Raw genomic sequence first — 22,336 nt, forward strand, 5'->3', positions numbered from 1 at the left:
CCGTTCTTCCGCTGGAGTCGCCGCATTGCGCTCCGAATCCTTGAGAGATTGCTTACGAAAAGTGGATTCGTTCGCTACTCTCTTTAATGAGAGCTATATGCTAACAAGCGGTCTGGCCACGAAGACTAATGTGGGACAGCGAAGGCTGAAGACCCCGCAGGAAACGACGTTTGAAGAACCTCGTTTGCGACGAAGCTAGCAAAGCAATGCAACGCACTTTAATGTCTCGAAGCTAGCGTAGCGATACAGAGACAGGAGCAACTCGTTTTCTAGTGACGAGGAGGCTGAAGCTGAGCCCAAGGAAAGCGAAGTGGCTAGACCAGTTGGGGTATACACAGTTATTCTTTTTGATTAGATTTTGTCTATATTCTGAGCCGTTTGCCAAGGCGAACGGCTTTCCATTTAATCTTTTGAACTTGGATGGTGGAGAGGCGCTTTTCTGCTAGTGCCGGTTAAAGTCTAAACAGGTCATGTTAACGCGAGAACCTTCTCCCCAAACCCACAGATGGATGCATTTCGCCTAGGCAAAATGCGCAAGTGCTTGAGAAGGAGCCGTTCGCTGTGGCGAACGGCTTTTCCATTTACGCTCTTGAACTTGCCTCTCAAATAGACTCTCATATGCTAACGTCAGTTAAAGTCCAAACAGGTCATGTTGAATCTTTAGCACTTCATGTTAACGCCACAAAAGCACATATCAACGCATAAAACCTTCTTCAACAAAAAAAGATCCGAAGCGCGTGTGCGCCTCGGATCTTCTCATAACTTATTTCTTCTTCGCTTGCCCTTTGTTCGTGACGACTGTGTAGTTGCCCAGTTCGTTGATGCTTAGGGTGAACGTTGAGCCGTCAAGTTCGCCATGGATGATTTTCCATTTGCCATTCTCGTCTTCGCGTGCACCGAATTGGATTTTGATCTTGCTGTCCGTTTCAAATGCCAGTTCTACGCTTGACGTGAAGTTGACTGGAATTTCATTGCCTTCTGCGTCTGTGATGGCCATGTTGATTTGCTGCGCCAATGCTGGGCGGCTGTCTACTGTTGCCGCGTCTTCAACTGCCAGTTCCAAGTTGAAGCCTTCGCCAGCTGCTGCTGCGATTTGCTGAAGGTTTTCTGCTGACAAAGTCAAATCTGCTGTCGGCAAGTCGATCGATAGGTCTTTGCCGCTTCCAAGCAATGCTTCGACTGTGCCTTCTGTGAATTCAATCGTCAATTCGCCTTCTTCGTTGAATTCTCCAGCTGTGACGACAGCTGTTTCACCTGTTGTGTCAGGCTCTGCTTCCTGTTCGCCAGGGACTGCTGGCTGTTTGAATGTGATTTGCGCCAATAATGGATCGTGGTCAGATGCGCGTCCTTGTTCTTCCATGAACAATGCGTTGATGTGGACCATGTCCAATTCTGTGTTGGCTGCCAAATTATTCGTTACCAGCAAGTGGTCAAGCACTTGTGAATTGCCTTGGTAATAATAAGAGAAACGGTCTTCCAATGGCACATCTTCGACTTTATTCGTCAAAATGTCACCTTTTAAGGCTTCAAGAGCCGGTGTGAATTCGAAATCGTTCATATCGCCTGCAACGATGACGTTCAGGTCAGGGTCTTGTGCAAGGCCGTCTGCAATAAATTCGTTGATCGCTGTCGCTAATTTGATACGCTCTTCAACTGAGCCAAGGAATGGAGGCTGGTTCTGGCCGAATAGGCCTTGGTCGCCGCCTTTCGAGTTCAAGTGGGCGCCGATGACAACCACTTCTTCACCTTGGAATTCGAATTGCGCTGCTACTGGCTTGCGTGTGTTCGGCATAGCGAATGGCAGGATGCGTCCTGGGTTCAATGACAATTCGCCGTCTACCCATGTTGTATCTTGAGTCGCTGTGCCTTTCGTGCCTTCAGAAAGTGTGACGCGTTCAGGGTTGTACAAATAGCCGACGCGGATGTTCCCGCCTGGCTGTCCGCCGTCCTGGTTGTATTCAGGTGCGATGTCGGTCCACGCATATGTTGGTCCGCCAGCCGCTTTGATATCTTCGATCAAACGCTCGTAGCTTGCTGTTGCGTCAGAGTTTCCAGATGCAATCGGGCCGTCGCTGTCCTGAACTTCGACCATCGTGATGATGTCCGGCGAGTTCAAGTCGTTGACGAATGATTTGCCGATGCGCGCTGCTTTTTCATCGCTTGTGTGGCTTGGATCTGCCGAGAAGTTCTCGACGTTATACGCTGCGACCGTCAATTTGTCGTCTGCGTTTTCGATCCATGTTTGTTCCGGCTGGGTTCCGCCGTCAATTTTTTCTGGCAGTTCGTTATCGTTTGTCCAGATCTGGTAGTTTCCGAAGCCGTAGCCAAGGACACCGACTGGAGCTTCAGCGAACGTGTCACCTGCTTTGGCAATAAAATCTTCGCCTGTCTTAACCGTGATGCGTTCCGGGTTGTAGTCATCTTCAGCAAGAAGGATGCCGCCCATTTTGTGGAACTCGTTATTAGTCGCGTTTTTTGATACAACGAACACTTCGCCGTAATCCTGCGGTCCGACGATTTGTGCGTTAGCAACGCCAACTCTCATCAACTCTAAGGATTCCCAGAAATCAACGCCGTCTTCTTTCGGATCAAATGTAGTCAATCCGTCATCGTCGATGTTTTGAGTAGGCGGGAATACGTCTTCGCCGATAAGCAATGGTGCAGGAAGTTCAGCCGTGCCGTCTTTCACGACTTCTGTTGAACGGATGCGTGTCAACGGAAGGTCATTTTCCTTCATGTCCGAATAGCCGCTGTAGAACCATTCTTCCACTGTTCCGGCAACTGTTACCACGTCGCCGACACTGAATGAACTGCTCGCGCTTGAGCGATTGACGATGATGGCTTCAGACGTTGTATTATCATTATCTGGATTTGTATCTTGGATGACAAAGTTTGCGCCGTTATAGAAATGCGTAATGACGCCTGTGATTTCATTTACCGCTACGTTTTCGTAGTTCGTGAAATGCTTTTTCGCTTGGATGTCACGGATTTTCAGGTCCGCTGTTTTCAAGACGGTGTATTCGAATGTGAAGACCTCCGACGTTTCAGTGCCGACTGCGATGGCTTTGATGGCCACGTCTTCTGTCAATGTGATTGGTGCTGTGTAAAGTGTGCTTGCAGCCGTTGGAGTTGAGCCGTCCAACGTGTAATAGATCGCTGCGTTTTCCCAGCCGGATTGGAGATTGATTTTTGTCCCTTCAGAAACGACGCCCGGGAAGACATCTGTGTATACTGCTGGCTTGTTGACCAGATCAAAGCTTTCGATGCCAAGCGTTTTCACTTGGTACGAATCATTGTATTTCGAAGCGATTCCTGAAACATGGACCAAATCGCCTTCTTTGTATTGCTGCATGAAGCGCTCGTACGTCAATCCGTTGCGGTTATCGTTGCGGATGACGACGCTCTCGCCGTTTTCATGTGTCGCCGTGAATTCGAATGTGCCATATTCGTTCACTGCTTTAAGGCCAGTGATCGTCACGTTTTTAAGTTCAACCAATTCGCCTTGCGTATCTTCATTGACGCCAGCTGGGGTGATTTCCTGCAGAGCTGGCACTTCGTTGTTTGAAGAAAGGACTTCTATTGTATTCGGCTGGAATTGCAGTTCGCCAGAATACTCGGATACTGTACCCACTAGGCGCACATTATCGCCAGGCGCTACTTTTGCACTTGATGTATAGACATAAATTCCGGCAGTTTCGTCCTGGATGTAGAACGCGTTGCCGCCCCAGAAGCCCGTTCCAGTTGTCACTGTGCCTTCAACTGAGATCAGCTCGCCTGGTGTTGTGCGTGCCTCAGCAAGCGTGTCGACTGCAGTTGGTTCAGGCGGTGCTTCGCCTTCGGATAGGATTGTGTAAGCAGATGCACTGCGGAGGCCTGGAACTGTGAAGTAAGCGCCGAGCGTTCCTGTAATCGTTACTTGTGCTTTGAAGTTTGAAGGGTTATCGACAAGATTCACTCCTGCACGTACAGAGCCTGAAGGCAATTGTACCGGCAGAATTTTCTTAGGATCTGTTTCATCCGGAGAATCCGCTAGACCGACGTTGGTAGCAGCTGTAAAAGGAGCTTCCTGATCGTAGCTCGTGCCGCTATTGGCCACTCCCACGATATATCCTTTCACGGTCGCCGTTCCTGTATTATTTGCAATGGCATCCGCTACCGTAATCGGGTCTGCGGCATTTGCTGTTGCCATGAAAGGCAGGACAGCGGATAAGGCCAGTAAAAGACTTAGAAAAATCTTACTGAACGAACTTTTGGTCAAATTGCTCCACTCCTTGGATTTTTTTTGAGTTACAGGATTTATTATACATTTCGTTTGTAAGCGCTTCATTAAGATTTTGTAATATTTCAAACTCATTACCCATTCAGCCTATATAAGTGTAAAAATATTGAATATATGACGAAAATATATTTATGTTTTATACCTATAATGCAAAAAGAGTTGTTCGTGCGCCAAGCACACGAACAACTCTTTTAAATTACCAGATGGATTCAGCCCATTCCGGATGGTCGATAAACGGATTGCGGTTGCCTTGAATCGCTTCAATTTTTTCGTTGCGCTGTTGTTCCCAAGCGCTGACAGGATCTTGCGCATGCCATTGGAGCAGTACTGAAAGTTTTCCGTGGTAAGGCGCTGTCCCGTTATTCAATTGGTCGTTCAGCTCAAGGTCCACAGTGTCGCCTGGTTCGTAGCGGACTGCCATGTAAAACAGCATGCGGGCGACGTCGCCTTTCACTTCGTTCGGTGGTTCCCACGAAGTCGACGTGCGCAAACAGCCATCACAGCCGCTCACCGTGCTGCCGCCGAAATCAAAATCAAGGTTGCCGCGCAGACCGTTCACTTGCACATCAGTCGGCCGTAAATGATGGATGTCGGTCCCCGCTCCCATTGCCGTTCCGAAATCACCATGCGATTTTGCCCAGGTGTGTTCCCGGTTCCAGTCTCCTACATCGCCGCCATTCAGAAGCTTCGAACGCGATTCGCCGGTATACAGCAAAAGGACGTTATTCGGATTGTTCGGATCTTCATCCGTTACTTTCAATGCATCCCATACGCCTGAATAGCTGAGCTGCTGGTGGCCATCGATGATTTCATGCAATTCCGCTTTCAACGCCGGTCCCTGCAAGCCCGCTGCTGTTTCGTAATAGCCAGTTGCAGGAGCTGCCGCGGTGACAGTCACTGAGAACGACTGGGTGACGCTTTGGTTGCCGTCGCTCGCAGTCACTCCGACAATATGCGAACCTTCCGGCAAATCGAGAGTCAGTACAGAACCGGATACGGTCCCTTTCGTTGCTGAAAATGAAAGGCTCTGCCCTTCAGGATCCGAGAAATACTCACGCAGATCGTATTGCAGGCTCGCTCCCGTTTGAACTTGTTCATTTACAAACGTGTTCGTCGTGATCGGTGCCTCGTTCGGTGCCGTGCTTGAGTCGTTCATGGTGTGCGCTCCGAGTTTACTGAAGGTGTCTGATGGATAAGCTGTCCATTGTGTGGATGGATTAAACGTATCATTGATGACGCGGTCGCCTGACGTTATGTCCGCATTGCGCACCAGCGTGACGTCGGCGATATTATTAACCCGGGCGCCGGTCCGGCCGATGGAATCGATTGCCGCGCCAGACTTCTCCAGCACTACTGCATCATCGCCGTTAAAATTAATGACGCTGTCATTCCGCAAATCGCCTTGGCCTTTGATCGCAGTTGACGCACTGCCATGATAGACAACAAACGTTTCACCGTTTGCGAGCGTGCCGGACAAATTCACTTCGCTTTGCGGGGACGTGCTGCCATTCGAATAAAGGGATAGTGAATACGAGCTTAAATTGACTGAAGCCCCAGTGCCGTTATAAAGTTCGACCGCCTTGTTCATGCTGCTTCCTTCAACGTATTCCGAAATCAAAAGATCGCTTGCCGCAGTAGCAGCTTGAACCGTTTCTTGTGAACCTGGCAGCCATAGACTTGCAGCTAACCCAGCCGAGAGTAAAACTTTTATTCCCTTATTCCAATTGGTTTTGGCCATCTTAATGTGTTCCTCCTCTTTTCTGGAAAATGGACTTCATGGGCAGGTATTTTGAGTTTCTTTCCTTTTGATTATTAATGTAAATTATTAACTATTAATATTAGTAATTTACATTTTTATCTATTTACTTCTTTTACTCTAGCGAATCCCCAGCTCTTCGTCAACGCTATTCAAAAAGACTTACACAAACTTAATAGAAGCATTTCAATGAGGGGAAATGCTTCTGTCGAAAAAGTTGTTTGTTGATGCTTTTCCAATTTTGTTCTGGAATTTGTAGAGCCGCTTTACCGCTAGTGCCGGTTAAATTTCAAACAGTTCATGTTAACATCTCACTAGGTCATGTTGATTCTCTCACACTTCATGTTAACTTCTGGCTAAGTCATGTTAACGAGAGAAACCTTCTATCCAAAACCACAGTTGGTTGCATTTCGCCAAGGCGAAATGCGCAAGTGCTTGTAAGGGAGCCGTTCGCCGCGGCGAATGGCTTTTCCATTTTTGCTTTTGAACTTGGATCTTAGAGAGACTCTACTCCACTAGTGCCGGTTAAACTCGAAACAGTTCATGTTAACATCTCGCTAGATCATGTTGACTCTCCCCACTTCATGTTAACTTCTGACTAAGTCATGTTAACTCTGATTTAGTTCATGTTAACGCAAGAACCTGCAAAACCTCCCCCCAATAAAAAAGCTCTTCGCCGAAGCGAAGAGCTTTACCCCATTAGAAATTTCATTGTTCACTCTTTAACTTCTCCAACGCAGCGGCAGCCAAGCTATATGCTTCTGCCCCATTGAGCGGGCGGGTTTCCTGCAAGCGTTCCAGCAGCGTTTCGTCTACCAGGCCCGCTCTAATCGCTTGCTGCCATATATCCGTTCCCGCAAGCTCTTCACCTGTCAGTTGCAGCACTAGCTCAGCAGCTTTGTCGCGCTGCAGTTCCGTTTCATCCTCGGACAATGGGACTGCCGGCTTGGCGTCGCTGCCAGCGAGGCCGGCAATGCGGGATGCGCCTTTATTGAGGATCAGCGTGAAATCCTTGATCGCCATCGGCTCATCAACCGGCATCTTATTTTCATATGCCCCTTTGATGAGGCCCAGGTTCAACAGCGCTTTCAGCTGTGGATAAAACCATTCGCCTTGATACGGATAAGCCAGTTCGAACGGATACAGATTCGTCCCTTGCTGTTTGAGGCGTTCCTGCAGCTCATGGATCAGCGCTTTGTCAGCAGCCATTTCCCTGAATCCTGTCTCTTCTTCAATCGACAATGCCGCAGCGGTCCCCGCCGCTTGCGCTGTTGTCATGCCTGCCGGCAAAACGCGTGCACTGCCGGCCGCCAGCGAACTATAGCCGGATGCTTTGCTCGCAACAAGCAAGCCGTCGACTTCGAGCGGCACCAACGATCGGAAAGGGATGGCGTATTGCACGGGGCTGCTGTAGACTGCACCGTAATCTTCTATAGAAGTCGCTTGTTCATCGACCGGATATCCGCCGAAGCCGATGCTGTCCCAATGGTCTTTGAATTCCCAGACATCACTGAGCGGCAGCTGGTATTCCGCTTTCACGTGGCGGGTTTCCCGGATATAAAGCGCTTCCGGGTAACTGGCCACTTCCGCGTTTTCAAAACCTGGGAAGTTTTCACGCAGGAATTCTACGATATAACCGGTTTCTTCTTTACCGATTTGGATCGCTTTGGCCCGCGACTCCGGGTCTAGCCCATCAATGCCGAAAACTTGCAGCGCGTTGATGACAATCGTGTTGTCGCTTTGGCGCATGATGTTGAGTCCGCGCAGCCGCGTCTCTATTTTAAAATGCGGCGTGTAATCGAAATGGAGTTCGCCGAAGCCCCATGCCGTATTGCCGTTCACGCCTCCTCCGCCAAAAACACCGTTTTTCGCGGCGAGCTGGATGCCGTGCCAATCGACCCCTTTCAAGTGGATCATCAGCGTCACAGCCATTCTGCGGTCTTCGACTCCGACGTCTTCACCGCCGATATAATACGGCGCTCCCGCTTCTGCAGCAAGGTCCGCGTCTTTGGTGCTGTCGATAAAGCGTTTCGCAGAGACGGCCACTGTCTCGCCTTCCGCATCCGTCACCTTCACACCAACCAGCTGGCTGCCTTCTTTTACGATGCCTTCGAGTTCAGCGCCGGCGATGAGCGTCAGATTTTCTTCCCCTTCCACCAGTTCATGGAAAGCTGTTTCTGCGGCTTCGATGTCAAAGCCGACCTGGCCGCCGACACGTTCATGCCATTCCTGGAAAATCCCTGTATTCAGCGGATTGCCGTCCATGTCCATGCTGAGGTCCAGAAAATTGAGCATGCCTTTCGTCATCAGCCCGCCGAGCCGCTCTTCTTCTGCCACCAATAAGGTTTTGCTGCCGTTCCGCGCCGCAGCCACCGCAGCAGCTACGCCTTCAGGCTCTCCGCCGAACACCACGACGTCATATGCTTGATCTTCGCCAAAGGCGAACCACCCTGCCGCAAATAGCATGGAGCCAGTCGCAATGATTAATAATACAATCAAATAATTACGCATGTTACCCTCCCGTTTCAATATACATAGTCACGTAATTTTACCAGACTCTCCTAATTCATTCAATCTATCCTACCCTTGACTTCTAGGCCATATTAACGAACAATAAGAGCAAGGAAATAAAATGGAAAAAGAATTAGGTGGTAGATTATGGAGAAGGACAAACGGTTTGGTTTTTTCAGAAGCCATTTCTTTATCATTACAGCATTTCTGCTGAGCAAGGTGATTCTGCTGCGGTTTCTGTTGTTTGAAGAGTTCAGCATTTGGCAGGCGGTCGTTCTGGAACTCAGTTACATCGTCGTCTTTGCGGCGATTATCGAGTTGATCGCGATTAAATGGAAGCCCGGGTTCTACTTGCTGCTGAGCCTCGTGCTGTCGACGCTGTTTTTGGCAGTCATTATGTATTACTCGTTTTTTGGGCGCATCGCCACATATTTCGCGCTGTTCCAGGCTGGACAGGTTGGCACGATCAGCGACAGTGTAACGGCATTATTGAATCCGGTGTATATCTTGTTTTTCGTGGACATCGCCGTTTTGCTGGTGCTCCTTGCCGCCAATAAATACCCGATCCACAGCAAGCCGGTCGACCGCAAATCCATCGTGCTGCCGCTGCTGGTTCTTGGTCTGGCCATTTCAGCCATTAACTTCGTCATCCACAAAGACGAAATGATCGCCAATAACGTCATTGCGGCGCAAGAAAAAGGCATCCTCACATACGAAGCGCTTGAAATCGTATTTGGCCCTGAAGCCTTGGCGCAGAGCAATCCGGGCATTGAAAACGCAGCTGAATTGAAAGAAGAAATCCGCGAGTTGAAAAAACTCGAATTTCTTCCTGTCGCAGAGCGTAAATTTTTCGGCGATGCCCGCGGGCGCAATTTGATCATCATCCAAGTGGAATCGATGCAAAGCTTCCCGATTGGCCTCGAAGTCGGCGGCCAGGAAGTCATGCCTCATTTGAACAATATGCTCGGCGGCAGCTTTTATTTCCCGGACACGGCGCAGCAGACCGGCCCCGGCAATACATCCGATGCCGAGTTTATCGTCAACACATCGCTTTATCCGCTCGCGTTCAATCCGACATCGCAAACCTATGGCAATAAAAAATTTCCGAGTTTGCCGCGCTTGTTGAATAACCTCGATTATTCGACGATGACGTTCCATGCCGATGATGTCGAATTCTGGAATCGCGATGAGCTGTATCCAGCACTTGGCTTTAGTGAATATTACCACGGCCAATTTTTCGGTGAAGAAGATGTCATCGGCATCGGCCCATCCGATGAAGTGATGTTCCAGAAAGCGCTGCCCGTGCTGCAGGAACAAACTGAACAAGGCAAAGCGTTTTATGCGCATCTTGTCGGCCTGACAAGCCATCATCCATTCAAGCTGCCGGCGGATAAAAAAGAATTGCAGCTGCCCGCTCATTTCGACAATTCCCTGACCGGCGATTACTTGATTTCGATGCATTATACCGACCGCGTCATCCATGATTTTATTGAACAATTAAAAGCTGAAGGCATCTACGACAATAGTGTCATCGCCATTTATGGCGATCATTTCGGCTTGCAGCAAAGTGCCATCAGCGAGAACGATGTCGACTTGGTCAGCGAATTGCTGGGGCATGAATACAAGACGCTCGACCGTTTGAATGTGCCGTTCGTCGTCCATGCGCCGGGCATTACCGACCAGGGCGAAACTTTTGAAGGCACCAGCGGCCAACTCGACATCATGCCGACGCTTGCGAATATGCTGGGTATTCCGCTTGATGACCAAATCATTTTCGGACAGGATCTGCTGAACCATGGCAGCAACCTGCTCGGTGCACGCTATTACATGCCGGCCGGTTCGTTCTGGAACGATGAGATTTTGTTCATGCCGGAAAAAGGCTTTGAAGACGGCAACGCCTATGACCTTGAAACCGAAGCGCCGCTGGAAGATTTCAGCCGCTTTAAAGAAGATTACGACCGCATCCTCAAACTTGAAAGCTTGTCGGATGCCTATCTCGAAAGCTTGCCTGAACGTTAAAAAAAATCCCTCCGTTGCCGGATATCCGGCGATGGAGGGATTTTTTAGCGTGCTGTTATTTTGCTGCGTAAGGCAAGTACAACGAGAATACTTTAGCTGTCTCTTCACGTGAAGTGAGTTTAGCCGGCATGTAGTTGTTTTCATAGCCTTGTACAATCTTGAAGTCATACAGCATTGTGATCGCTTTTTTCGTTTCTGCGTCAAGTTTGCTGATGTCTTTGAATGGCGCTACTGTCGTATATTTGTATTCGCCATTGTCTTTTTCATACATGCGGTTCATGATTAATGCGAAATGGTCGCGCGAGATTTTCGCGTTCGGGTTGAATTTCGTGTCTGTTGCCCCTTTGATCAATCCTGCAGCATATGCAGCGTTGATCTCAGCTTGGCGCTCAGGCGGCAAGTTGCCGATATCCGTGAACTTCGATTTTGGTGCATTTTCAGTAGGAAGTTTCAACGTACGGACCATAAGCGTTACTGCCTGCCAGCGCGGCAAGTCTTGTTTCGGTGAGAATGTCGTTTCAGTTGTTCCTTTGATGATTTTACGGTCAACTAAGTCTTTAATGTATGGGTATGCCCAGCCTTCTGTATCCACGTCAGTGAATGGGAATTCAGCAGGCTCTTCAGATGCGCCAATTGTGATGCGCCCTTCAACAGCCGGGTTTACTTCTGTTAATGATGTAATGTGGTCAACGAACATATCGAAATCCGTGAATCCTGGTTCTGATACGCGTCCGTCTTTATAAGCTGCGCCGAATGACGTATAGCCATCGCCGCCTGCAGCTACGAATGTGTTCGTTGCTACTTTGTAGTTTTTAGCAGTGTCTAATGCAGTGAATGTTCCGCCTTCATTTACGCTTACAGAAGTGACGCGCGATCCTGCTGCTTTCGTTGGATCGAATGTGAACTTCATGCCTGCTACGTGAAGGAATGAACCCAATTCGTTCGGGTATTCAGAAACACTGTGCTCAAGAGCTGTTTTCAGCTCAGCACCAGTCAAGTCCATGATTGCAAGCGAGTTGCCGAATGGCAATGTCGTCAAGACTTCACCGTAAGTGATCGGTCCAGCATCGATTGATGCACGGATGCCGCCGCCGTTTTGGACAGCGATTACTGTTTCAGCATCAACTGTTTTCGCTTTTGCAAGCATGCCGTCAGTGATCAAGTTTCCAAGGTTCGTTTCAGAAGAGCGTACACCAACTCCGTCTCCTGGAGTTTGGCTGCGTCCGCCGTTAAGGGCAACTTTTGATTCTGCGCCTGTCGGTTGGGTCTTGATTGCAGCAATTTCGTCTGAGTACGGTTTAAGTGCAGCTGCTACTTCAGCATCTGGAGTCAGTTGAGTTGCAGCTACATCATGCAAAGTACCCGTATGGCTTGTGATAACGCCGGCGTCGTTGAATGTAACATCCAATTGGCCAAGGAATTTACCGTATTCGTTCGCTTGCACGATGACAATCGGGTCGCCATTTTCCACAACAACTGGCGGTGTAACTTTCGTATGCGTGTGTCCGCCAACGATAACGTCGATTCCTGGAACTTCTGCAGCCAATGTCAAATCATTGTCGTATTTTGCTGAATCATTAAATCCGATATGCGTAAGCGCGATGATTTTATCGACGCCTTCCGCTTCAAAAGCCGCTACAGCTTCTTCAGCCGCTTCGATGTAATTCGAGAAGGCAACATCGCCAGGGCTTGAAATGTCTACTGTCTCTTCTGTCGTCAAACCGAAGATCCCGACTTCTTCACCATCGATTTCTTTGATGATGCCGTTATAAACTTCACCGTCTTCAAATACTCGTGTATATTCTGCATTTTGGTAATCTTGGATAAATGGGTTTTGCGAAAAGTCCACGTTCGCCGATACGAATGGGAAATCAGACGCGAACATAAACTCATCAAGCGCCTCATGGCCGTCTGATGCGCCAAGGTCAAATTCGTGGTTGCCGAAAGTCATGGCGTCATAGCCCATCAAATTCATCATTTCAGCGTCCGCTTGCCCTTGGAATGTATTGAAGTAAAGTGTTCCTGAGAAAACATCTCCCGCGTCCAGCAATAGATTATTCGGTTTTTTCGAACGGATATCATTGACGATTCCGGCGCGCTTCGCCACTTGGTCCAAGTTCGCGTGCGTATCATTCGTGTGCATGATCGTCAGTTCGAAATCACCTTCTGCAGCTTGTGCATTGCCCGGAGCTTGAACTCCGATTACACTGGCTGTCATTGCAACAGCAATCGCGGTTTTAAAGATTTTTCCTTTCATTCGACACCATCCTTTGTTTTTTTTCGAGCAATCGGCGGCTACTGGGCTGTTGCCTGTGCACACAAGCACTGGGGCAAGTTGTCTTTCTATGTATTCTGAACACAGCAAGTAAGCGCAATCATTCGATTTCAGTTTAACACGACCCTTTTATTAGAACAATAAAAATTTATAATCATTTCCCATTTAACTAAATCTTTATACCCCCTTTACAATAGATTAATAAGCCCTATGTTTTATGTGATAAAATTGTAGGGGCATAAAGGCTGGGGCAGTTCCTGCAACCTGGCAACTAAAGAAAGAACGGTGATTAGATGGCTTTGCCAAGAAAACACTTAAGCGGAATTCAATACGCACGGGCGCTCGCTTTGTTTGCAGTATTCGCCGTGCATTCCAGCTCGACTGGCGTCGGCGGCAGCGGCAAAGATTCGCTGGCGTTCGCATTTTATAATTTCTTCAATATTGCCGGAAAAATAGGAACGACAACTTTTATTTTTTTGAGCAGTTTTATACTATTCTATACTTATTACCACCGGGACTTAACGATCAAGCTGTTTCTTCAATTCTATAAGAAGCGGCTGCTGTACATCTTGGTCCCTTATCTCGTGTTCTCCGTCTTCTATTTCTGGTTGAACACCTACCTTTTCGGCAGTTTCAGCGATATCCCGCTGCTGTTTGAAACATTTATGGCCAAGCTCGCCACAGGGAAAGCAGGCTATCATCTGTATTTCGTATTTGTCAGCGTCCAGTTTTACTTGATGTTCCCAGTGCTGCTCTTTTTGTTCAAGAAATTCCGCTGGGTCCGGAAATATTCGATTTTCCTTGGCATCGCCTTGCAATGGGCATGGGTCTACTTGAATTCGATTTATTTCCAAGTACCGGCTAAAGGCTCGATGGCGTTCTCTTATTTCATGTTCTATTTCTTCGGGGCATTCCTCGGCGTCTATTATGAAAACGTGATGGCTTGGCTCGCCAACCGCCGGCGCAGCCTTCCGGGGATTGCGCTGCTCGGAGCCAGCTTCGCGGCGATGATCTATTATTACGTCAACATGATGTATGAGATGCGCACCGGCCAGACCGTATTTACCACGCGGCAAATCGAATTTGCATGGAGCACACACGCTTTGCTTGCGTGCGCGGTCATTTTCCTGGCCGCCCATTTCATCGATTCGAAAAAGCTGCCTACTATAAAAAAAATATTGGCAGAGCTTGGCACGGTGTCGTTCGGCATGTACTTGATCCACCCTGTGTTCCTGATGGGTATGCGCGGTTTTCTGCCAAGCGGCGACCCGCTCATCTTCCATTCATGGCAAGCGCTGAGTTTTCTCGTCGCATTTTTCGGCAGCTGGTTCATTGTCCGTACGGTATTTGAATTCCTTCCGTTCAGCTGGGTCATTTTCGGCAAAGGCAATAAGCTGCTTAAACCGAATGGCCAATAGGCATCCTGAAATCTGTCTATATAAGTTTACCTAATAATTTATAATAGCCGATATTTCGCAAAACAGCTGCGCTTTCCGCGGGCTCGCTCCCAAGCCTCCTCGGTCGCTCCGCTTCCTGCGGGGTCTCGGGAGTCTCGCTATTCCGCAGGAGTCGCAGCTATTTTGCTCCATATCTCCAGAGACTACTCTCAGCGCCGGCGCGCCTTCGGACTGGGCGAAGCAATAAGACGAGTGGTTTTCTCGGCTTATTGCGGTAGCCAAGGAGATGGCCAAATGGAATTTGGACCATTTCCTTTGCGACGAGCTTGCGCAGGAGCATAATCTTTGCTCTGCCCAAGGCGCCAAAGCTACATATTTGTGCTAATTCTTTAGTTCAACTTGTATAGAAACAAAAAAAGCAGGCAATCTTTGGCCCATCACTGATGGGGCAAGGATTGCCTGCTTTTTATCTATTGCGCAATTTCGCTTTTTCAGCGTATGTGATTGGTTTTTGTGAGCCATCGGGTGCTTTTCCAAGCGCATCGATCACGGCTTTTGCAGTCGCCCCGGCACTTTCATGGAGCGGTTCGACGAATTTCTTCAAGTTATCGATATGGCAAGATGGATTCGATAGAATGCGCTCGATCGCTTCGACGATTGTGTCAGCGAAAACATCGCGTTCCTTGATGCTTCCAACCACTTGCTGGTCGACGATTGCAGAGAATGAATCGATTTTCGGGTCATACGAGATTGCAGCAAACGGCGTATAGCCGACTGCCGCGAAAATCAATGCGTGAAGACGCATGCCAAGCAGCACATCCGAATCCTTGATGACGGCCATTTTTTCTTCAATGGTGCTGTCATGCGGAAAGATTGTCGCATCGTTTGCCATCATGCTTTTGACGCGCTCCGATGTCGATAAATCGTGTTTGCCATGCATCGGCACCAAAACGATGGCACGTCCGCGCCCTGCTAATTCATCAAGAGCGGAGGCGATTTCATCCAAATAAGAAAGTTCCTCTGTCCAATCGCGAATTGATACGGTGACGACTGGTCCTGTAAACGATTGAGCGGCGAGCCAGTCACTTTGAAAACCGCTCGGGTCCATCCCCATCACCGGATCCGGCACCAGCCCGATCGGCGCTTTGACGCCAATTTCTTCAAGCAATATTTTTGAAGCCGTGTCGCGTACTGTCAATAAGTGTGCTGACTGCAATGTATTTTTGACAATCAGCTGGTTCGCCCGCAGATTGATCGGCCCGATGCCTTGTGCATAAACGAACACCGGTTTTCGCAACAGCTGAGCAATCTTCATGACACCGGCGTAGTAAACGATGCTTTTGCGGCCGGTTTCATCCTGCAGCAGACTGCCGCCGCCGCTGATCAAGCCATCCGCATTTTTAAGCGCACGCGTCACCTCCAGCAAACTCCACCGATTGACGGCATCGACGCCATACGTGTCTGCCGTCTTTTCAGGTTTATTTGACAGGACGGTGATCTCCACTTTCGGCTTGTAAGCCCGCAAAGATTGGATTATGGCATAAAGAATAGCTTCATCCCCTACGTTGTCGAATCCATAATATCCAGATAAAACTATTCTCAACCTTGCCACCTCGCCTTTATCTTTTCAATGGTGCGCTTTCCTGTCCAGTTATAGAGCAGGATCAGCGCATAGCCAATTAGTAATCCCAATATGATGCTGTATAAACTTCTTAATAGCGAAATCGACAGCGGAATGTGCAGATGGGTGAATGTATTGACCATCGACAAAAATCCGATCACTGCCCCGACCAGCAAGAAGTAACTGGCCATTTTATACGTTCTCCCGATATGCAGCGCCAGGATGAACAAAGGGAATCCAATAAGGAATTCCTTCGTCCGCGGGCGGACATAGAGGATTTTTTCCAGCAAAAGCCTTGCCTGCACCTCGAAGCCGCTAACTGCGCCCTCGTTGCCGGTGCGTCCGATATAATACAACCCAAGCACAGCGATTATTCCGAGCAAAGCAACATGCCAGTATTTTACGCTTTTTTTCATCAAAGGAATGAGGTATTCCCATATCGCGTAAATTAAAACGGCCGCGATCGGCACGATATAAATCAATTTTACGCCTCTGAACGAGTCTATACCTAACAAGAATTCATTTCCATTAAGCAATACGATTATGAACCAAATCCCTACGAAAGTCACAGCAAGGGCTTTGATGTATTCCTTCAGAATAAATCCTTTGGCACTCTCATTGCGATCCTGCAGTATAGCCACTATCGGCGCTGCTAATCCGACAGCGAGCGCAGCCGCTTTCAAGATGAGGCTAGTGCCGAGCACTGCATACAGCAGCGCCAACACAATGGCTCCTCCAATTGCTGCAAGCGCCAGCCAGCGTTTTTTAAATATCGCCAATGCCCCGAACGCCAGAAATGCACCGGCGCCGATCAACCCAACGAGTTTTTGCCATAACGGAGCCTCGTATTTCACAAAGGTTTCTGACTTGCCTCTTTCAAACGAAGCAGGCATACTCCGATCAACTTCCGTCTTCAGCTCGTTGAGCACATCCATCGATTCTTCACGCTCTGTCGTATTTAAGTTCAAAAAAATCGCCCGGATGTTGCGTTCTTTGACTGCCCGGACGATGCGTTCCGCCATCGTTGTGATCGTGTCCTCCGTCACCGGCACACTATGCAGGCGTACAACATCCAAATCCATTGCGTACGCAGCAGCGGTAAATCCTTCTTGCTCAGTAAGTTCAATGCTAAACAACGAATAACCCGCCTCTTTCAAATCGGTTGCAGCTTTCTTAAGTGCTTCCGGCTCTTCAAACATAGGCAATTTAACTCCGCTGAAGAGTATCTTCTCGATGCCGTCTTGCTTCAGCGCCAGCAATGCATCCAGCACTCGCTCAGTTTCAACTTCCGTCTCGTAAGTTCCGATGCGCGGCACAACATTCATGCCAGCTGCCAAAATCGCTGCAGCCGCCTCTTCATCGTAGCCGACCGTCGTTGTCAGAATATCCGAACCTGTTCCTGAAATGAACGTATACTCATAACCATTGATTTCCACATTCCGCGTTTCTTCGAAAATGGATGCTGCGATTTCCGCAAACGGATAATCAGCATCCGCATTGACAAACAATCCAGCACGATTGAAATAATCATCCAATGGCTTTTGGTTGTTCAACAGCAAATGTTCCCGCATGCGCGCAGCATTTAAGGTTGTAATCCGCCCTTTCGTTTCCAAGGTCTGGACCGTATCCGGCTCCAGGCTCACCGACTGTACGCCCGTTCCTCTGACATCCGACAACGCCTGTTCAAGCGTCAAATCCGGATCCGCGGCCATCCATTGATGGAGCAGTTTATAAGGGACGATCGTTTCCACTTTTTTGCTGGATTCTTCTGCTTGGATCCGTTGGTACCAAGATGGGATTGTTAAAATCATGGCGGCGATGATGACGCCGATTAACGCTTTTTGCAATGCCTACACACCCTTATTCATTACTTGTATAAATTTTAATATGGCTAATGGTCCGCATAGCAGATTCAATATGCCACTCGTTTGGTTCAGCTTAGATATTTATGAAAATTACACGAATCTCTTAAATATCGGGATTCGGCTCAATAGCTCCGGACCGACTGCTTTGAAGGCAATCAGCAAGCCGAAATAGAAGGCCGCTCCGATGGTGATTGTAACAGCTACATATATTAATGAAAGAACTCGTGAAAGTTCACTGAAATCGAAGTAGATTCCAGGCATCCATACGGCTGCTCCCATCGCGAGTCCGGCAACGGATACCAATAGGAGTTTTTTTGAAAAGAAATTGAATTTCGTGTATTTCCAGATGAAATACGTGTTGATGAGATAAAGCACAAAGTACACGGCAGCGGTGGAAATCGCCGCTCCCATAAGGCCGTACATATTGACGAAAATCAGGTTCAGCACCAATTTCAGCACGACACCGGCAACGATGATCCATGCTCCGAGCCGGGCTTTGTTGATGCCTTGGAGAACGCCGGTGCCGAGGACAGCCAGTGAGGTGAAAAGTGAACTGAACGAGACGACGGCAAGTACGGCGCTTCCTTCCAGGTCTGTGAATAATGCCCGGTTGATCGGCAGTGTCAATGCTACTAAGCCGACAGCTGCGGGAATCGATATGACATATGTCAGGAAAAATGTATTGTTGATCAGTTTTTTCACGCCTTCAGAATCCTGTTGGGCGAGTTTTGCTGAGATGGACGGGATGAGCGGCAAAACGACGGAGCTGGCGAACACTGTGACGATTTGCACGAGTGCGAGGCCCCTGCCGTAGATGCCGTATAAATAATTGATGTCTCCTGCAGAAGTGCCGTAATTTTTCAGGCCTGCCGGCACTGTTATGGAATCCGCCAGGTTCAATAAAGCCATCGTAATGGCGCCGATTGCAATCGGAATGGAAATTTTCAGGATCATGCGCCCTGTTTTCCAAAACGGTTTGCGGTTTGCTTCAGTTTTTTGCATGGCCTTTTTATGTGTGCGCTGATAAAGCAGGCGCAGGTAAACGAGTGATGCGGCTGCTCCGAGGAACGAACCGATCATGATGCCCCCTGCCACTTCTTGGTCGCTGTACAGATTTTGCACCATGATGACCGCAACAACCAAGATTAAACCGACGCGGACAAATTGCTCGATGACCTGCGACACTGCTGTCGGCGCCATGTTTTCATAGCCTTGGAAAAAGCCGCGGTACACAGCCATGTATGGGGCGATGAGCAATGTCAAAGCGACAACGATCAATGCGGGCCGTGTAGAAGAGCCGCCGAGCACTTCGGCCAATTGATGGGAGAAAGCAAAAATCAACAGGAAACTCGTCAGCCCGAAAAGGCTGGCGAGCACGCCTGACACGTTAAAGATGTGCTTGATCTCCTGCTCATCGCCTTTTGCGCGCGCTTCGGCAATCAGTTTCGATATGGCGATCGGAATACCCGCAACCGATAAGGTCAGCGCCACCATATAGACCGGATAGACGAGTGTGAAAATGCCGAGGACCTCATCCCCCGCGATGTTCTGGAGCGGGATGCGGAACAGGCTTCCGAGTATTTTTGAGAGGAGCGCGGCGATGGATAAAATCAGCGTGCTTTTGAGCAATGTATTCTTCATTTGCTGCTGCTGGCTTTCCGCTGCAGTACCACCAAAGCGAATTTCGGCAAGACAAGCATTCTTCTCCAGCGGGACGGCTGTTTCACTAGCCGGTAGAACCATTCAAGGTTCATCTTCTGCCACATTTCCGGCGCCCGTTTGACGTTTCCGCTGAATACGTCGAAACTGCCGCCGATGCCGATGAAGACGCCTTTATCGAATTTATCGATGTTTCCGCCGATCCATAGCTCCTGGCGCGGGAAACCGAGCGCCACAAACACGAGGTCCGCCTGCGATTGGCGGATGCGCTGCGGAAGTTCAGGGTCTTCCCAATCAAAAAAGCCATTTTGCTGGCCGGCGACGGTAACGTTCGGATACCGCTCTTTCACCAGCCGCACCGTTTCCTGAAGGACAGGTTCTGCTGCGCCCAAAAAGAAAACACGCTGGTGCTTTTCATTGGCCAGGGCAAGCAGGTCCAACATCATATCGTAGCCGCTCACACGCTCCGGCAGGGAATCGCCGATCAAGCCCGCCGCTTTGACAATGCCGATGCCATCAGCGGTAATGTAATTTGCTTTATCCAATATCTTTTTATAGGCCGGATCCTGAAGCGAGTGCATAACGATTTCCGGATTGGCGGTGACGACGAATGTTTTGTCGTTTTGGGCAATGCGCTGTTGCAGTTTTTCTATAAATTCGCGGCGCGTGGTTTTGATAAAAGGCACGCCGAGGATGTGTACAAATTTTGATGTCATAACAAATCTCCTATTCAAAAAGGCAAAATATCTTAGCCTAGTATAACATAAACAAAGAATCCCGGCTCCGGCGAAAAGCGCCAGAACACGGGATTCTTTTGTAAAAATTGTTAAGATTTTATTTCACTATCGGTAATTCGCGCAAATATGCACCATGGACGAAAGCGTCATTATAGAGCTTGTTTTCCGACTGGACGTTATACCAAGTCGCTCCATTTGATGCTGCTTGGACCGTGCCTTTGATGACGGCAGGAATGCCGGCCATCTCCAGCTTGTAAAGCGGAGCATACAATGTCGAAGCGTCTTTGCGGAAATTCAAACCGCTTGTTGTCGTTTCGCCCAGCGTCACTTTGTTAATGTCTTTGCCTCCTAGATAGATGTCTACACGGTACATATGCCCGGCAATTTTCTCTCCCCAGAACGGATCAGACGCGTAGCGCACGTTCATACCTACCCCTTTGTTGCCTAAGACTGCGCCATTATAATAGCTTCCATTCAGTGAATGGTAATTGGCATTTATTTGCTTGGCCGCATCTTCGATGGACTCTCTGAATGTTTCATATGAATAAGCTTTGTTATAAGGATCGGAATCTACCGCACCGTATCCAAATAGGTTGAATTTATCTTGAGCGATTCTACTCGTACCCCAGTCGCTTTCATGAATAGCATGGGTCATCAAGTATAGTGCATTCACTTTATATTTGCTTTCCATCTCTTTGAAGAATTTCCCTGTGCCTGCAAGTGGACTCGTTGTCCAAAGCTTATCTTCCCTCACTTTATTGTAATAAGGGAATAAGCTGGTTAAATACTTATCAATCTCTTGGGCGGAATAATTTGAAAGTGTATAAAGTGGCATTTTGTTGAAAAATTGATGGGCTTCAACCACTTTCTCCCCTGTTTCATCGGTGAAGTTCGAACCATCCCAACTATAATATTTTTTTCCGGCAACCATATTCATCGGTGCTTTACCAATTTCACCCATCGAAATAAGGATCCCTGTTGAATGGTTGTAAAGTTTATGGACTAGGTTGCCGTATTGTGAAACCTCGTAATATGACTGCCCTTTTTTCATCGGTTCCGGAATTTGGCGGGTTGCGTCCTGGCTGACGTAGCCGACTTTTCCAGCCAATTCCACTTTGACCGCTCCAGCCGTGGCATCCAGGTATTTCAATTCTGTCTGCGCCGGTACATACGGGCGGAATTGTGAAGCCATCACTTTCAAATCGGTTGTCGGATATATTTCTGTGAACTTGTTCGTCACAGCAATCCCTTTTTCCATCCAGACAATTTGGTTGGAGCGTTCCACGGCTGTTGCCGCGGAATTTGTTTTGACGTATGACTTCGCTTCTTCAAATGTTTCAAAATGCTTTAAAACGGTTGTTTTTTCTGCTGAAACCGCTGATGCCTGAAACTCCAATGGTGTTGGCGGGAATACAAGCTCTCTTCCTCTTAACATAACAAGCGCCACCATCCATCGTTTCGAGCTGTCTTTCGGTTTGAACGTGCCATCGTCGTTGCCTTTCACAATGCCAAGATGCGTCAAGATCTGAACATCCCCGACATGGACTTTCAATATAGTCGACAGATCTTTAAAGTCCAAAGGCGCCGCTTCTCCTTCAGTTAGCGTGTAGCCTTTCGCAGTCAATGCGCGCGACACCATTGTTGCCATTTGTTCGCGTGTAATCGGGTCGTTAGGACCGAAGGTATTGTCCGGGTATCCTGTTACGATGCCGGCTTCCGCCGCTTGCATAATCGGATTATAAAACCATTTGTCCATTGGTACATCTTTGAAGCTGGCAGTAAGGCCAGTGGTGTTGGAAGCTACAGCAGCACTTTTGAATTCGGCGCTTGCAGCGTCCGTTCCCAATTCAAAAGACAGAATCACCATCTTCGCAAATTCTGCGCGCGTCACTTCACGCTCCGGCCGGATTGAGCCGTCATCGTAACCCGTAATGATCCCAAGCTCCATCAATTCTCTCATCTCTTTTTCATATGGATGCCCTGTCAGGTCGTCGGCCGCTTTCGTATGTAATGGAGCGGCAATCGATATGACCATCGTCGCCATAATTAATAGCAACATTAATTTCCTCATTTTTTGAATGCTCCCCCTTTTAAATTAGTTATTTGACAACGAAAAGTTATTATTTACTAATCACTTTCCGGTATTTCTAACCTTATATCATTTATCACATATAAACTATACTTCTTTTTATCTAATTCACCTTATTTTTAACATTT

At 48.4% G+C, this 22,336-nt stretch carries 11 protein-coding genes; 2 read left to right on the forward strand and 9 right to left on the reverse strand.

The window, feature by feature from the left end; all coding sequences use genetic code 11:
- Nucleotides 1-763 precede the first annotated feature (763 nt).
- The 3 genes from QMA09_RS15830 to QMA09_RS15840 all read right to left on the reverse strand — a co-directional run bounded on the left by QMA09_RS15830 (nt 764) and on the right by QMA09_RS15840 (nt 8,546).
- Entirely contained in the window at nt 764-4,258 is a 3,495-nt protein-coding gene (locus tag QMA09_RS15830; protein ID WP_290213801.1) for a DUF6359 domain-containing protein, read from the reverse strand.
- Nucleotides 4,259-4,475: 217 nt separating this feature from the next.
- A complete protein-coding gene (locus tag QMA09_RS15835; RefSeq protein WP_290213802.1) occupies nt 4,476-6,017 on the reverse strand; it encodes an endonuclease in 1,542 nt (513 codons plus the stop codon).
- Nucleotides 6,018-6,743: 726 nt separating this feature from the next.
- Nucleotides 6,744-8,546: an FAD-dependent oxidoreductase gene (locus tag QMA09_RS15840; protein WP_290213803.1), complete on the reverse strand. Its 1,803-nt coding sequence runs from the start codon at nt 8,544-8,546 to the stop codon at nt 6,744-6,746.
- A 147-nt stretch (nt 8,547-8,693) separates the two neighbouring features.
- Here QMA09_RS15840 and QMA09_RS15845 point away from each other — a divergent pair, with 147 nt between their 5' ends.
- Nucleotides 8,694-10,565: an LTA synthase family protein gene (locus tag QMA09_RS15845; RefSeq protein ID WP_290213804.1), complete on the forward strand. Its 1,872-nt coding sequence runs from the start codon at nt 8,694-8,696 to the stop codon at nt 10,563-10,565.
- A gap of 55 nt (nt 10,566-10,620) precedes the next feature.
- On the opposite strand, the gene QMA09_RS15850 is transcribed toward QMA09_RS15845, so the two are convergent.
- Nucleotides 10,621-12,822 carry a 5'-nucleotidase C-terminal domain-containing protein gene (locus QMA09_RS15850; protein WP_290213805.1) on the reverse strand — a complete coding sequence of 734 codons (2,202 nt, stop codon included), beginning with the start codon at nt 12,820-12,822 and terminating at the stop codon, nt 10,621-10,623.
- Nucleotides 12,823-13,133: 311 nt separating this feature from the next.
- Between QMA09_RS15850 and QMA09_RS15855 the strand changes: the two genes are divergently transcribed.
- Nucleotides 13,134-14,258: an acyltransferase gene (locus QMA09_RS15855; RefSeq protein ID WP_290213806.1), complete on the forward strand. Its 1,125-nt coding sequence runs from the start codon at nt 13,134-13,136 to the stop codon at nt 14,256-14,258.
- Between the two features lie 445 nt (nt 14,259-14,703).
- Here the strand turns inward: QMA09_RS15855 and csaB are convergent, their stop codons facing one another.
- The 5 genes from csaB to QMA09_RS15880 form a co-directional block, all read right to left on the reverse strand.
- A complete protein-coding gene (gene csaB, locus QMA09_RS15860) occupies nt 14,704-15,849 on the reverse strand; it encodes a polysaccharide pyruvyl transferase CsaB (RefSeq protein WP_356779615.1) in 1,146 nt (381 codons plus the stop codon).
- Entirely contained in the window at nt 15,837-17,705 is a 1,869-nt protein-coding gene (locus QMA09_RS15865; RefSeq protein ID WP_290213808.1) for a DUF5693 family protein, read from the reverse strand. The genes csaB and QMA09_RS15865 overlap by 13 nt, the downstream gene beginning before the upstream one ends.
- A 108-nt stretch (nt 17,706-17,813) precedes the next feature.
- A complete protein-coding gene (locus QMA09_RS15870; RefSeq protein WP_483313561.1) occupies nt 17,814-19,364 on the reverse strand; it encodes a putative polysaccharide biosynthesis protein in 1,551 nt (516 codons plus the stop codon).
- On the reverse strand, nt 19,361-20,098 hold the full coding sequence (locus QMA09_RS15875; protein ID WP_290213810.1) for a WecB/TagA/CpsF family glycosyltransferase: 738 nt from the start codon (nt 20,096-20,098) through the stop codon (nt 19,361-19,363). The genes QMA09_RS15870 and QMA09_RS15875 overlap by 4 nt, the downstream gene beginning before the upstream one ends.
- Before the next feature lie 118 nt (nt 20,099-20,216).
- Nucleotides 20,217-22,190 carry an S-layer homology domain-containing protein gene (locus tag QMA09_RS15880; protein ID WP_290213811.1) on the reverse strand — a complete coding sequence of 658 codons (1,974 nt, stop codon included), beginning with the start codon at nt 22,188-22,190 and terminating at the stop codon, nt 20,217-20,219.
- Nucleotides 22,191-22,336 lie beyond the last annotated feature (146 nt).

Source organism: Planococcus sp. APC 3906, from assembly GCF_030407685.1.
In the GTDB taxonomy this organism is placed as follows: domain Bacteria; phylum Bacillota; class Bacilli; order Bacillales_A; family Planococcaceae; genus Planococcus; species Planococcus koreensis.

Excerpts from the sequence above, each read along its gene's own strand:
- QMA09_RS15835 (WP_290213802.1), bottom strand. The coding sequence starts at position 6,017 with ATGGCCAAAACCAATTGGAATAAGGGAATAAAAGTTTTACTCTCGGCT.
- QMA09_RS15840 (WP_290213803.1), bottom strand. The coding sequence starts at position 8,546 with ATGCGTAATTATTTGATTGTATTATTAATCATTGCGACTGGCTCCATG.
- QMA09_RS15845 (WP_290213804.1), top strand. The coding sequence starts at position 8,694 with ATGGAGAAGGACAAACGGTTTGGTTTTTTCAGAAGCCATTTCTTTATC.
- QMA09_RS15850 (WP_290213805.1), bottom strand. The coding sequence starts at position 12,822 with ATGAAAGGAAAAATCTTTAAAACCGCGATTGCTGTTGCAATGACAGCC.
- QMA09_RS15855 (WP_290213806.1), top strand. The coding sequence starts at position 13,134 with ATGGCTTTGCCAAGAAAACACTTAAGCGGAATTCAATACGCACGGGCG.
- QMA09_RS15870 (WP_483313561.1), bottom strand. The coding sequence starts at position 19,364 with ATGAAGAATACATTGCTCAAAAGCACGCTGATTTTATCCATCGCCGCG.
- QMA09_RS15875 (WP_290213810.1), bottom strand. The coding sequence starts at position 20,098 with ATGACATCAAAATTTGTACACATCCTCGGCGTGCCTTTTATCAAAACC.
- QMA09_RS15880 (WP_290213811.1), bottom strand. The coding sequence starts at position 22,190 with ATGAGGAAATTAATGTTGCTATTAATTATGGCGACGATGGTCATATCG.